The sequence below is a fragment of the Streptomyces sp. NPDC057271 genome, from assembly GCF_042668715.1.
Classification (GTDB): Bacteria; Actinomycetota; Actinomycetes; order Streptomycetales; family Streptomycetaceae; genus Streptomyces.
Window position 1 is genome coordinate 34,711 of record NZ_JBHUYJ010000016.1, and the last position, 12,667, is coordinate 47,377.

The 12,667-nt window shown below is 72.9% G+C and carries 12 protein-coding genes and 1 pseudogene; 3 read left to right on the forward strand and 10 right to left on the reverse strand.

Annotation, left to right across the window (positions count from 1 at the left end; genetic code table 11):
- Nucleotides 1-16 precede the first annotated feature (16 nt).
- Nucleotides 17-601 carry a DUF4865 family protein gene (locus ACFUJR_RS10775; RefSeq protein WP_383170306.1) on the reverse strand — a complete coding sequence of 195 codons (585 nt, stop codon included), beginning with the start codon at nt 599-601 and terminating at the stop codon, nt 17-19.
- Nucleotides 602-689: 88 nt separating this feature from the next.
- Nucleotides 690-1,268 carry a TetR/AcrR family transcriptional regulator gene (locus ACFUJR_RS10780; protein WP_383170304.1) on the reverse strand — a complete coding sequence of 193 codons (579 nt, stop codon included), beginning with the start codon at nt 1,266-1,268 and terminating at the stop codon, nt 690-692.
- Between the two features lie 93 nt (nt 1,269-1,361).
- On the opposite strand from ACFUJR_RS10780, the pseudogene ACFUJR_RS10785 reads away from it, so the two are divergent.
- Nucleotides 1,362-1,543: pseudogene (locus ACFUJR_RS10785) on the forward strand (SHOCT domain-containing protein); the annotation flags it as partial.
- A gap of 105 nt (nt 1,544-1,648) precedes the next feature.
- Here the strand turns inward: ACFUJR_RS10785 and ACFUJR_RS10790 are convergent.
- Both ACFUJR_RS10790 and ACFUJR_RS10795 read right to left on the reverse strand, forming a co-directional pair.
- Complete coding sequence (locus ACFUJR_RS10790; protein ID WP_383170302.1) at nt 1,649-2,248, reverse strand: ATP-binding protein; 600 nt, start codon at nt 2,246-2,248, stop codon at nt 1,649-1,651.
- A gap of 206 nt (nt 2,249-2,454) precedes the next feature.
- Complete coding sequence (locus tag ACFUJR_RS10795) at nt 2,455-2,814, reverse strand: hypothetical protein (RefSeq protein ID WP_383170300.1); 360 nt, start codon at nt 2,812-2,814, stop codon at nt 2,455-2,457.
- Nucleotides 2,815-2,990: 176 nt separating this feature from the next.
- On the opposite strand from ACFUJR_RS10795, the gene ACFUJR_RS10800 reads away from it, so the two are divergent.
- Nucleotides 2,991-4,127, forward strand: coding sequence for a PLP-dependent cysteine synthase family protein (locus tag ACFUJR_RS10800; protein WP_383170298.1), 1,137 nt, complete (start codon nt 2,991-2,993; stop codon nt 4,125-4,127).
- Here ACFUJR_RS10800 and ACFUJR_RS10805 read toward each other — a convergent pair.
- From ACFUJR_RS10805 to ACFUJR_RS10815, 3 genes are read right to left on the reverse strand one after another with little or no spacing between them, the layout of a single operon-like run.
- Nucleotides 4,087-4,587, reverse strand: a complete 501-nt coding sequence (locus ACFUJR_RS10805; protein WP_383170296.1) for an SRPBCC family protein — start codon at nt 4,585-4,587, stop codon at nt 4,087-4,089. The genes ACFUJR_RS10800 and ACFUJR_RS10805 overlap by 41 nt on opposite strands.
- A gap of 56 nt (nt 4,588-4,643) precedes the next feature.
- Nucleotides 4,644-5,081, reverse strand: coding sequence for an SRPBCC family protein (locus ACFUJR_RS10810; RefSeq protein WP_383170294.1), 438 nt, complete (start codon nt 5,079-5,081; stop codon nt 4,644-4,646).
- Nucleotides 5,078-5,965, reverse strand: a complete 888-nt coding sequence (locus ACFUJR_RS10815) for a DeoR/GlpR family DNA-binding transcription regulator (protein ID WP_383170292.1) — start codon at nt 5,963-5,965, stop codon at nt 5,078-5,080. The genes ACFUJR_RS10810 and ACFUJR_RS10815 overlap by 4 nt, the downstream gene beginning before the upstream one ends.
- A gap of 136 nt (nt 5,966-6,101) precedes the next feature.
- Between ACFUJR_RS10815 and ACFUJR_RS10820 the strand changes: the two genes are divergently transcribed.
- Nucleotides 6,102-8,591 carry a hypothetical protein gene (locus ACFUJR_RS10820; protein WP_383170290.1) on the forward strand — a complete coding sequence of 830 codons (2,490 nt, stop codon included), beginning with the start codon at nt 6,102-6,104 and terminating at the stop codon, nt 8,589-8,591.
- Here ACFUJR_RS10820 and ACFUJR_RS10825 read toward each other — a convergent pair.
- From ACFUJR_RS10825 to ACFUJR_RS10835, 3 genes are all read right to left on the reverse strand, one after another.
- Entirely contained in the window at nt 8,561-10,975 is a 2,415-nt protein-coding gene (locus ACFUJR_RS10825; RefSeq protein WP_383170289.1) for a right-handed parallel beta-helix repeat-containing protein, read from the reverse strand. The genes ACFUJR_RS10820 and ACFUJR_RS10825 overlap by 31 nt on opposite strands.
- An 81-nt stretch (nt 10,976-11,056) precedes the next feature.
- On the reverse strand, nt 11,057-11,665 hold the full coding sequence (locus ACFUJR_RS10830; protein ID WP_383170287.1) for a hypothetical protein: 609 nt from the start codon (nt 11,663-11,665) through the stop codon (nt 11,057-11,059).
- 165 nt (nt 11,666-11,830) lie between these two features.
- Nucleotides 11,831-12,655 carry an MOSC domain-containing protein gene (locus ACFUJR_RS10835; RefSeq protein WP_383170285.1) on the reverse strand — a complete coding sequence of 275 codons (825 nt, stop codon included), beginning with the start codon at nt 12,653-12,655 and terminating at the stop codon, nt 11,831-11,833.
- Nucleotides 12,656-12,667: the final 12 nt, after the last annotated feature.

Sequence of the window (12,667 nt, forward strand, 5' to 3'; positions counted from 1 at the left end):
GCGGCCGCCCGACCCCTCATTCCGGTCGGCCGGCCAGCGACGCCCTCTCCGGCGCGGACATGTGCAGCACCTGGAAACGGTCGTCCGCACCCTCCTGCGGCTCGGCTCCCTCCGCCCAGAGCGTGAAGAAGAGCAGCTCCCAGTGGCGCGGGTCGATGGCGAGCGCGCTCGCCACCACGCCGTCCCCGCCCGCCGCGCGCGCGTGCCGGTCGCATGCCTCCGCCACGGCGTCACCCGGCGCGGTGGAGTCCCCGAGTCGCTCCTTGCGGCGCGTCGCGGTGTGCGGCGCGGCCGAGGACGCCGGCCCCTCCTCGTACGCGAGCCCTGTCCAGTGCTGCACCACGGGCCGTCCGAAGTCGTTCACGATGCCCTGGAAACCGGGGCCCCAGAGGAACGAGTTCATGCCTTCCGGCGTCGCCCAGAGATAGAACGGCGCGTACTGGTCGACCGGCGACCCGTCCGCGCGCTCGCGGATCAGATACGCCTTGAGGCCGAGCCCGGGGAAGCCGTCCAGCAGATGCCCCCTTGTCGCGACCCGCCTGCGGATGATCTCCATGTCGTAGTCGGCGGGGAGCGTGATCTCGTACTGCATGGCATGCATCGGGACTCTCCGGTTCTCTGGTCCGCTCGGGAGGGGCGGGTGCGGAGGAGGTACGTGCTCGGGCCGGGCGTGTTCAGGCCGGGTGTGCTCAGGCCGTACGGGGTGACAGCAGCGCGAGCAGGCCTCGCGTCGCCGCGTCGAAGGCGGCGGGGGAGCCGGAGGCGCGGGCCAGGACGTAGCCGCCCTGCACGGTCGCCACGATCGTCGCCGCCAGCTCGGCCGGGTCCAGGGGGCCCGTCAACTCCCCGCTGTCCAGCCCCTCCCGGACGATCCCGGCCAGCCGGCCCCGCAGCCAGTCGAGGGTCTCGTCGACCGGGGCGCGCAGTTCCTCGCTCCGCATGACGTCCGGGTCCATCGTCAGACGGCCGACGGGGCAGCCGCGCAACACCTCGCGCTCGCGCAGCAGATACGCCTCCACGCGCGCGCACGCCGTTCCTCCGCCACTCAGGACCGACTCGGCCGACGCCCGCATCTCCTCGGCCGTGCGGCGGATCGCGGCCAGCGCCAGATCTGGCTTCCCGGCGAAGTGGTGGTACATGCTGCCCTGGCCCGCGCCGGCGGCCTGCTGGATCGCCTTGGGGCTCGTCCCCACGTATCCGCGCTCCCAGAGCAGCTCGCGGGTGGCCTCGATCAGTCGCTCGGGCGTCGTCATACGGCGAGTGTACATACCAGTAGGTACAGAAGCGTGAGCGCCCGGCGGGAGACTCCGTACTCCCCCGTCGTACGGACGAAACCGCCGGCCGTGTTCGCCGTGTTCGCCGTGGTGCGCCGCACCGGATGGCGCGGCAGGCGCGGCCCCGGACCCCGTCCCGCCTGCGACGAGCGGTCGCCGATCGCCCTCCTCGCCACCGGTTCGCGGCGGGCGACATCGACGAGGACGAGTACTGGCGCCGGCTGACGGTCCTTGAGGAGCACTTCGGCCGCGCCACCGGGCCCGAGGGCGGGCGCCATGACGGGCACCTCCCCAGAACCCTCCCGCGTGCCGTCCGTACCGCCGCCCTGCTCGTGGACGCCGTCAAGGTCTACGGAGACGGGGGCGTCGTCCGCTCAGCCCGCCAGGGCCGAGCGGGCGACCGCCGGGGTGCGGGCCGGTGCCTGGGGCCCGCCGAAGGGGACGCCCTCCAGGCTCGTGGCGTGCGCACCGCGGAAGCGGGTGTGGCCTGCGAAGGGTCCGTCGGTGGTCGCGCCGTACACGGCGTGCGAGCGGGCCGGCACGGCGACCGGGGGCAGGGGCGCCGGCAGGGTGAACCAGACGATCTTCCCGCTGTCGTGCGGACGGATGCCCCAGCTCTCGCTGACGGCCTCGATGATGGCCAGGCCACGCCCCGAGGTGGCGAACTCCTCGACGTTGTCGGGGGTCGTGCGCCCCGACCGGCAGTCGACGTTCGGTATCCGCGGGTCGTGGTCATGGACCGAGACGGTGAGGCGATCGAGCAGCAGCTCGATCTCGACGGTGCACATCTTGTCCGGCTGTGCGTGCCGGTGAACATTGGTCAGCAGCTCGGTGACACCGAGCGCCGCATGGTCGATCAAGGCATCGAGATGCCAGTAGCGCAGGTGCGCCGATACGATCCTGCGGACCTGACCGATCCGCGACGGCAGGGCCTGGAGCTCCACCGTGCAGTGCCTGCTTGGCTCGCTGATCACGGCTGCGACTCCCCGAAGTTGAGGTCCGGAAGAAGACGAAGATTCGGATCTGACATGCGTACAGCAGGGCGGCGGGCTGGATCACAGCGTCACCGCCGGTGAACCCTCAGTGAGGTGGTTCCAGGGTGAACCAGTGGTGACCGGCCCGCAACTCGCGGAGACCCTCCGCAGGTCACCGGTTGTCTCGGCGCCCCACGGCGCCGTCGTCAACGCCTGGCCGCCCGCTTCAGCGCTTCGAGGAAACCCCCGGGCCCGGACGCCCGGTCGCGCGGCCCGCGGGCGGGGTGCTCCATGGTCAGCCGGTAGCGTGTGCCGTTCACGGTCGCGACCGTCTCGTCCGGTTTCGCGAACCAGGGGCGCCCTGCCCGCACCGATGCCACGGGGGCGCTGTCGATCTCGCTGCCGTAACTCGTCAAGAGTGACAGTCGGCCGTCCTCGATCCGGACCTCGCCCGCCCGGGTCAGCGACCGCGGCCAGCGCTCGATCCGTACGCCCGTGGCCGTGAACTCAGGCTTCTCCGTCCCGGGCTCCGTCGCCTCGGGCCAGGACGCCTCTCGGTCCGCCATCTCGATCCGCCCCCTTCGCACCGGTTGTTCCCTCCAGTGTGCCGGGCGGGCTGCGGCGGCACCAGAGGCCCCTGCTGCAAGGGACTACTATGGACCCCCAAAGCGAACGTTTGTGCAGGTGGGAGAGTTATCGTCGGCAGTGGGGGATCTGCTGGGCCGGACGAGGAGAAGCACCTGTGAGCACCACGGAGAAGACGGCGCGAGTCGCGGTCGCGGTCGCGACCGTCGACATCGACCACAGCGACCCGGCGTACCGCGCCTGGCTGAAAGAGGCGGTCCGGAAGGTGCAGGCCGACGCCAACCGCTCCGCCGACACCCACCTGCTGCGCTTCCCGCTGCCCGATTCGTGGGGCATCGACCTCTACCTCAAGGACGAGTCGACGCACCCCACGGGCAGCCTCAAGCACCGCCTCGCCCGCTCCCTGTTCCTCTACGGTCTGTGCAACGGCTGGATCCGGCCCGGCAAGCCCGTCATCGAGGCCTCCAGCGGCTCGACCGCAGTCTCCGAGGCGTACTTCGCCAAGCTGATCGGCGTGCCCTTCATCGCCGTGATGCCCCGCACGACGAGCGCCGAGAAGTGCCGGCTGATCGAGTTCCACGGCGGTCAGTGCCACTTCGTCGACGACTCCCGCACGATGTACGAGGAGTCCGCCGCCCTCGCCGCGCGGACCGGCGGCCACTACATGGACCAGTTCACGTACGCCGAGCGGGCCACCGACTGGCGCGGCAACAACAACATCGCCGAGTCGATCTACCAGCAGCTGCGGCTGGAGCGGTACCCCGAGCCCGCGTGGATCGTGGCGACGGCCGGCACCGGCGGCACGTCCGCCACCATCGCCCGGTACGTGCACTACATGCAGCACGACACCCGTATCTGCGTCGCCGACCCGGAGAACTCCTGCTTCTTCGACGGCTGGACCAAGAACGACCCCGAAGCGACCTCCGACTGCGGCTCGCGTATCGAGGGCATCGGCAGACCCCGGATGGAGCCCAGCTTCGTGCCCGGCGCCATCGACCGGATGATGAAGGTCCCCGACGCCGCGAGTGTCGCCGCTGTGCGCGCCCTGGAGGGCGCCATCGGCCGCAAGGCGGGCGGCTCCACCGGAACCGGCCTGTGGAGCGCGCTGAAGATCGTCGCCGAGATGGTCGAACAGGGCCGCACGGGCAGCGTCGTGACCCTGATCTGCGACCCGGGCGACCGCTACCTCGACAAGTACTACTCCGACGCCTGGCTGGCCGAACAGGGCCTGGACATCGCGCCGTACGCCGCCGCTATCGACCGGTTCCTGGCGACGGGTGTCTGGCCGGAGTGAGCCGCAGGTCGAGGCGGCGCATCGCGTCGCGGAAGGATCTGCCCACTCCCGGACGGGCCAGCCGCATCGCGAACAGGTACGGTGCCGTGCCGTCGACCGCCATCGTCCAGCGGACCTTGGTGCCCGAGCCGGCGGGGGAGAGGGCCCAGTCCTCCACCATGGCGGTGACGCCCGGTGCGTTGGTCTCGTCGACGCGGTACGCGTAGCGGGTGTCCGGGTCGTGGGCGAGGATCGTCTCCTGGAACACGACCCCGCCCCGCAGCCGGACCACGCGACCGGTGCCGCCACCGGTCGGGGTCGCGGACGCGACCGCCCTGAACCAGGAGGGTATGGAGCCCAGTTCCACCGCGAGCGAGCGGAACACGGTGGAGGGCCGCGCCGCGAGATCGGCCGTGAACACCAGCCGTACGGGCGCGGTCGCGGCGAAGTCGAGCTCCACGAGCCTGAGTCGGTGCGTCATGGACCGTCCCTCCCGAGGCGGGGATCTGAGGCCCGCACACCTTAGCTGACGTAACGTCAGCTGCCCAGCAGTCCGTCCACGGCCCGGCCGAACACCCTCCGCCCGGCCAGCGCCAGTACGGGATCGAACGCGCCGGGGACCCCGCGGAGGCGAAGCTCCTCCACCCACACCGCGCGGGCGCCGCCACCAGCGTGCTCGTACACCTCGATCACGGCCCGGCCGAGCACCACGCGCCCGTGCTTCTCCAGCCGGCACCTTCCCGGCCGACCGGGCCCCGGGGGTTCCCAGACCACGACCTCCATGGGGTCATCGAAGGAGAGACGCCCGATGCCGGTACGGGCCACGAACCGCGTCCCCACCCCCGTCGGCCCGGGGGAGAGCACCCGGCTGCGGGTGAGCGGAACCAGCCGGCCGTGCGCCGCGAAGTCGGTGAGCCGCCGCCACACCTCCTCCACCGGCAGCTCCGAAACACGCTCGACCCGGAAGCGACTCACGTCCGCCCTCCCGTGGAGTCCCCGTCCACGGCGCCCCCGGTGCGGTCCTCGTGCTCGTCCGGGTCCCCGCCGGCCACCACCAGGTCAGGCAGATGCTCCGCCATCTCCGCCCGGGTCTGCGGCGACAGCCCCGCGTCCGTCACCAGCGTCCCCACCTCGCCGAGCCGCGCGAACGAACTCAGCCCCACCGTCCCCCACTTCGTGCGGTCCGCGACCACCACCACCCGGCGGGCCGAGCGCATCAGACGCCGGTTGGTCTCCGCCTCCGCGAGATTCGGCGTCGAGAGCCCCGCCTCCACCGAGATCCCGTGCACCCCCAGGAACAGCACGTCGAAGTGGAGCGAGCGGATCGCCTGGTCGGCCACCGGTCCCACCAGGGCGTCCGACGGGGTCCGCACCCCGCCCGTGAGCACGACCGTCGCGGCGCCCGGCCGTGCCGCCTCGCCCGCCGCGCCGGCCGGCTGCGCGGTGTGGAAGACATCGGCAACCCGGACCGAGTTGGTCACGACCGTCAGATCGGGCACGTCGAGCAGATGCCGGGCCAGCGCGAACGTCGTCGTACCGCCCGAGAGCGCGATCGCCGAACCCGGCGCCACCATCCGCGCCGCCGTCCGGGCGATCTCCTCCTTCGCGCCCAGTTCGAGCGCCGACTTGGCCTCGAACCCGGGCTCGTGCGAACTGGTCTCGACCGACGGCACCGCACCGCCGTGCACCTTCTCGACCACACCCTGGCGGGCCAGCGCGTCCAGGTCCCGGCGGATCGTCATGTCCGAGACGTTGAGCCGCCGTGTCAGCTCGTTGACGCGTACACCCCCGCGCCGCCGCACCTCGTCCAGAATGAGTGCGCGCCGCTGCTCAGCGAGAAGATTCTGATGGTCGCTCACCACAGGGACCGGTCCTTCCGAAGGGAACAGGGGGATGGAGGGCGGATTCCGTGAGAGCCCGTGCACCGGCGCACGGCCTTCCGCGATCCTGGTTGCCTGCCGTCGAATCCTCCCACCCAGAGAGTGAGACACCGAAGTGCCCCCTGCCACACCCGCCCCGAAGAGCGGCGGCGCGGCGCTCGAACTCCTCGTCCACGGGGTCGGCGGAGCCACGCCACAGGACATGCTGGGCGATCCGCGCACGGTGCGGGTCACCGGCGACACGACCGCCGCCGTGCACCGCCGCAGCGCCGACGCCGACGCCGAGGACCACCCCGAGCGCTACGCCGAACGGCCGGTCGCGGAGGCGTACGTCTGGTCCAACCTCACCTCCGGCAACGGCGCGCGCGCCCTGTGGCTGCTGCTCCTGCCGTTCATGGTCGCCAACCTCGCCCACTGGATGCGCCCACCGACGAAGGGGCACCCGCGGCTGGTGCGGGCGTACGGGATGCTGGTGCGGCTCGTGGCGCTCACCCTCACGGTGCTGCTCACGGCCGCCGCGTGTGAGGTCGCGCTCGATCTGACGGCCTGGCAGTGCGCGGGCTCGGCCGCGTGTGCCGAGGACCGTTCGTGGCTCGGCTTCCTCTCGGCCGAGCGGGGCGGCTGGTGGTCGCAGCCGGGACGCAGGCTCGCGCTCGCCGCCCTGGTCCCGGCCGCGCTGGTCGGGCTGCTCTGGTACCTCTCCAACCGGACCTGGAGCGCGTACGAAGCCCAGCGCCCGCCCACCGGCTACGACGAGGACGCCTATGCCGACTCGGCCGAAGCGCCCAAGCCCGAAGCCGACCCGGGGGACGCCGAAGCCGACCCCGAGGACGCGGACGCGGGGCCCGAGGACACCGGAGCCGACCCCGAGGACGCGCATGTCGACAGCCCGGCCCCCGAAGTCCGCCCCGCCCTCGGCCGCCCCGGGTTCTGGTTCGGCCGGCGTCTCGTCGCCCGCCTGCGTGCCGCGCACACCGCCGTCGGGTTCCTGATCGTCGCCGCCGCCGTCACCGGCGCCGCCGCCCGCCACGACCGTGAGGCCTCCGGCATCCTGCTCGACGCCTTCGGCCGGTCCCTCCAGGCGGCCTACGTCGTCCTTGCCGCCGTCGTCCTCTGGGTCGTCTGCCGTCGAGGCCGCAGCGAGAAACGCCTCGACCTGCGCCTCGAACGGGCCCTGGTCTCCTGGCTTCCCTGCACGTCCCTCCTGCTGCTCGCCCTCGCCCTGGTCCACGCCGGCTGGTCCCGGCCCGGCTGGCGCTCCAGCGGCACCCTGCCCGGCGACGCCACCTTCGGCGTCCTGACGCTCGCCCAAGGGGGCCTGGTCGTGGTCCTGGGCGCGGTCGCCTTCCTCCTGCACCGCCGCCGTCACGATCCGCGCACCGCACTGCACGGCCTCGGCGGTCCCGCGGTCGCCATGCTCGCCTGCGCGCTGGGCGGTGTGATGTCCGGCGGTGTGGCCCAGCGCGTCGCCGACTGGCTGGACGGTAGGCCCACCCCCGGTATGGGCGCGGGCTCGACCGTGGCCCCGCCCGTGCTCCTCAGCTGGCAGGCGTCGGTCATCCCCGTCCTGCTCCTGCTGCTCCTCGCTCCCCTCGCCCTCCTCCTCGTACGGACCGCCCGCGCCGCCCGCCGCCTCGGACCCGTCGTCGAGGCCGACTACGGCACGCAGGACCCGGACCCGGTCCGTACGGGACGGATCGCCGCCACCCGAGCCACCGCCGCCCTCACCGACGCCGCCCCCGCGCTCGTCGGTACGGTGTCCGGCGCCACCCTGCTCCTCGGCGCGGGCTCCGTGGTCGGCGCGTGGGCCAGCGGCAACGTCCCCGGCCGGGCGTTCGACGGCGCCCATCCCGCCATCGCGTCCACCGCCGCCACCGCCCAGGCCCTGGGCTCCTGGATGATCGGCTTCGGCTTCCTCCTCTTCGTCACCTGGGGCCGCCGCGCGTACAAGGACGCCTCCGCCCGCCGCACGATCGGCATCCTCTGGGACGTCGGCACCTTCTGGCCGCGCGCCGCCCACCCCTTCGCCCCACCCTGTTACGCCGAACGGGCGGTCCCCGACCTCACCTGGCGCATGAGCTCCTGGACCCGGCACACCGGCGGCCGGCTCGTCATCTCCGGCCACTCGCAGGGCAGTGTGCTCGCCGCGGCCGCCGTCTGGCAGCTGCCGCCCGTGACCCGGAGCCGCGTCGCGCTGCTGACGTACGGATCGCCGCTGGAGCGGCTGTACGGGCGTTGGTTCCCGGCCTACTTCGGCCCCGCCCCACTACGCGCCCTCTACGGAACGATCCACTGCTGGAGCAACCTCTACCGGGCCACCGACCCCATAGGCGGGCCCGTACGAGTGTCCGCCTCCGGGGAGAAGCCGGCCGTCGACAACGCCCCGCTGCTCGACCCGGTCGCCTACGGCCGCACCCCCGAACACCCTCTGCCCGAACCGATTCTGGGGCACTCCGACTACCAGGCCGACCCCGCGTTCGCCGCCGAACGGTCCCTGCTCCTGGACCGCTTGCCGCCCGCACTGCCGCGCCAGCGCGGCGGCGACGGACGGGACGACGCGAACGGGCAGGCGGATCAGGGGAGTTCCGGAAGATCCTCCGGATAGAGGAGCGTCAGGTCGTCCGTGCTCGCGTCGGCGAGCACGGCGACCCGGCCCGCGTGGCGCTCCACCATCGACTCGAACGTCTGCCGGGCCGTGCGGCCGTTGCCGAACGCGGGTCCCTTCGGCAGCTCGGTGAAGTACTTCCGCAGGGCCTCGCCCGTGCCGTCGGCGAGCCGGTACTCGTGCTCGTCCGCCTGCTGCTCCACGATCCGCACCAGCTCGTCCGGTACGTAGTCGCTGAAGGTGATGGTCCGTGAGAACCGGGACGCCACACCGGGGTTGACGGTCAGGAAGCGCTCCATCTCCGCCGTGTACCCGGCGACGATGACCACCACCGCGTCCCGGTGGTCCTCCATCAGCTTCACCAGCGTGTCGATCGCCTCACGCCCGAAGTCCCGCCCGGAGTCCTCCGGCGACAGCGCGTACGCCTCGTCGACGAAGAGCACGCCCCCGCGCGCCCGGTCGAACGCCTCCTGCGTACGGATCGCGGTCGAGCCGATGTGCTCGCCGACCAGGTCGACCCGGGAGACCTCGACCAGATGGCCCCGTTCCAGGACCCCGAGCGAGGCGAGGATCTCGCCGTACAGCCGGGCCACCGTCGTCTTGCCCGTACCCGGATTCCCGGTGAAGACCAGATGGCGCCGGACCGAGGCCGCCTTGAGGCCCGCCTCCTGCCGTCTGCGCCCGACCTCGATCATGTTCGTGAGCGTCCGCACCTCGTGCTTGACGCTCTCCAGGCCCACCAGCGCGTCCAGTTCGCCGAGAACGTCCTGCGAGGAGCGAGCCTCGGGAACCGGCTCGGGCGTCGGCACGACCGGCGTGACGACCGGCGAGCGCGGCGGGGGAACCGTGCCGAGCAGCCCCGCCGACTGTGTCGCCGTCAGTACGGTGCCGGTCTCGGCGGCCGGAGGCGTACGCACCGCGCTCTCGTCGCTCGTGCAGTCCTCGGCGACCGGGCCGTCCTCCGGGAACTCGTACCCGCCGCGGGCACACCGCTCCGTACGGCACTTGCGCAGGGTGGTACGGCAGCCGTCCATCACATGGAAGCCGTAGCCGCCGCTCCCGGTCACCCGGCAGCCGTGGAAGGAACCCCGCCCCTCCGCGGACACGTAGAACCCGGCCTCGGCGGGCGAGGTGACCGTGCAACGCTCGATCGTCGGGTCCGCACCCTTGGTGACGATCACGCCGGTCTGCACGGAGTCGATCGTGCACCCTCCGAGCGTTCCGCCGCTGCCGTGGTCCCGGAACCAGGCGCCGGTCGACGCCTCGCGGATCCGGCAGTCGTCGAGCTGCGCCGTCGCGCCGTCGCTGACCGACACCGCCGTGTTCCGCACCTGCGACAGATCGCTGTCGACCACGTCCACGCGCGAGCCGCGATCGAGTACGAAGAGCGCGTCCGGCACGTCGTGCACCCGGCACGCGTCGAGGACGCCGGTCGCGCCGTCGCTGATCCAGACCGCCGGGTAGTCGCCCGTGCTGTCGTGGATCTCGCACTGGTTGGCGTCCACGCGCGTGCCCGGGTCCCACACCGAGAGCCCGTTGCGGCCGAAGCGGCGCACGGTCGAGCGGGTCAGCGTCAGCACCGAGCGGGAGCGCAGGTCGACCGCGTTCTCGGGAATGTCGTGGATGTCGCAGTCGGAGAGGGTGAGCACCGCGTCCGTGTCGAGCGTGATGCCGTCGGCCGAGGTGCGGTGCACCGAGGAGTCGGTGAGGTGCGCGGTGGCGCGCGACGCGATCTGGAGCCCCGCGCCCTTGATCTCGTACACCTCGCAGCCGATGCCCTCCAGGCCGCTGCCCTCACCGGTCACGGAGATCCCCGAGCCCGAGGCGTGATGGACCCGGCAGCGCTCCAGGCGCGGATGGGCGCCGCCGCGCACCGACACCCCGGACTGGCCGGCCGCGACGATCTCGCACTCCTCGAACACTCCGCCCGCGCCGTCGAGTACGGCGATGCCGACGCCCGCCGGGTTGTCGACCGTGCAGCGGCGGACCGTGGGACGAGCCTCGCCCCGGACCTCCAGGCCGGCGGCCGACCGGGTCACGATCCGCAGATCGAGCAGCTCGGGGGTGCCGTCCTCGACGAGCAGCGCCGGCGCGGCGGAGTCCTGCCCCTCCACATGCAGATCCTGGACCGTCGCCGACGCCCGGACGGTCAGCGGTACGCCGTCCACGGGTGCGATGCGGACCGAGCCGATCCCGCCCTCGGGGCCCCGCAGGGTGACGGCCCGTTGGATGACGAGGTTCTCCCGGTACGTGCCGGGGGCGACGGTGAGGACGTCGCCGTCGCCGGCCGCCTCCAGGGCCGCGGCGAGGGAGGCGTACTCGCCCGTGCGGCGCCGCCACCGCGATGTGCCGGTGTGCGTCACCTGGACCGTGCCCTGTGCCATGGGTGTGTTCTGCCCCCGCCTCATGCGTGCTGCTGATCCGATGCCCCACCGTAGCGCGCGCGGCGCCGCCGGGTAGACGGGTCAGCTGCCAGCGCCCGTACGGCCCCAGTCGGGACCGGTCTTGGCCCACGCGCGGTCCAGACGCCGGTACCGCTGGTGCGTGAGCCGGCGTACGACCAGTCTCCTCGCCGCCTCCACGAAGACCGCCGTCAGGGCCGCCGCGAGCAGCCCGACGACGGCCGCGTGGGCGCGGGCGGTATCGGGCCGCATCGGCGCGTTCACCGGCCGCCTGTCGAGGTCGGTCCAGAGCCGGAAGGTGTCGCCAGGATCGGACAGTTCACGCCGGGTGGCCACCGTGCCCGTCCGGGCCGTGCCGTCCGGGGCGGTCCAGGTCGCCACGACGGCGCGCCGGGCGGGCTGCTCGCCCGAGGACTCGGGGCTCTGCAGGCCCGGGGCCGACGTGTCGGCGAGCCGGATCACCCGGGCCGTCGTGGCGGGCCGCTGCCGGGCCTGGGCCTGGACCGCGCGCTGGAGGGAGGCGTCGGTCCGCGTGCCGGAGATCCAGCCCGCGGCGGGGACGGCCAGCACGAGAAGCGCGACCGCGGCGAGCGCGACCCACGCCTCGACGAGGTCGGTGGCCCGGCACAGGGGGTTGCGCCGCCAGCGCCAGACTCCGATGGCTGCCCGCATGCCACACCCCCTCGTCGTTCCCGGTCTCCCAACGAGTCTGACCCGGGGGCGGGTTCCCCGCCTGCCGGGACGCGGAAGTGTGACGCGATCGCGCATGCGTACGTCTCTGTGACGCCGCGTGAGGGACGTGGGAGGTGCGGGGCGCCGGACTCCGGGCGCGTTCGCTCAGTCGAGGAACTTGACCTCGTCGCCGACGCGGATCGTGCCGGGGTGTTCCGGGACCAGGTTCTGGCCGAAGACCAGCTTGCTTCCCTGCCTGCGGTGCTCCCCGAGCGTACGCAGGGGCTCCTTGCCTCGCTCACCGGTGAGCTGGTCGGTGGTGGTCACGACGCAGCGACCGGAGGCCTTGGCCGCCCGGAACATGACCTCACCGATGGCGAGCCGGGTCCAGCCGTCCTCGGCCCACGGCGCGGTCCCCTCGATGACCACGTTCGGCCGGAAGCGGTTCATCGGCAGCGGACCCTCGTCGGCGTGATCCCCCTGGGCGATCAGCGAGTTGAGGGCGTCGAGCGAGGAGGTGGTGGTGGCGAGGAGCGGATAGCCGTCCGCGAAGCTCACGGTCTCCCCGGGCAGGGCGTAGTCCGGATCGATCGGACGCCGGCGCGCCGGGTCGTCCATGTGGACGAGACGGACCTCCGTCTCCAGGAACGCGCTGAACCACGCGTCGGCCGCCGGCCCGGCCGGCACCGCCTCCACCGGAGTGTCGAAGACCTCCACGCGGATCGTGGAGGACGGCCGTGGCACCTCGACCGCCAGCGCGGCCAGGCCGGGCGCGGACACCGTGATGCCACCGCCGGGCAGCGGCTCGGCCGAGGCCAACGTCATCCGCGCATGACGGCGTTGGGTCACGACCTTGCCCGACGCGTCCACCACGGACCAGCGGCGGTCACCGGCCAGTCCCCATGGCTCGACCTCCGCCTCGGCGGGCGCATGGCCGCGCAGCGCCTTGACCGGGTGGATGTGGACGGAGCGCAGACGAGGATTCGGCATGGAGCCATCCTG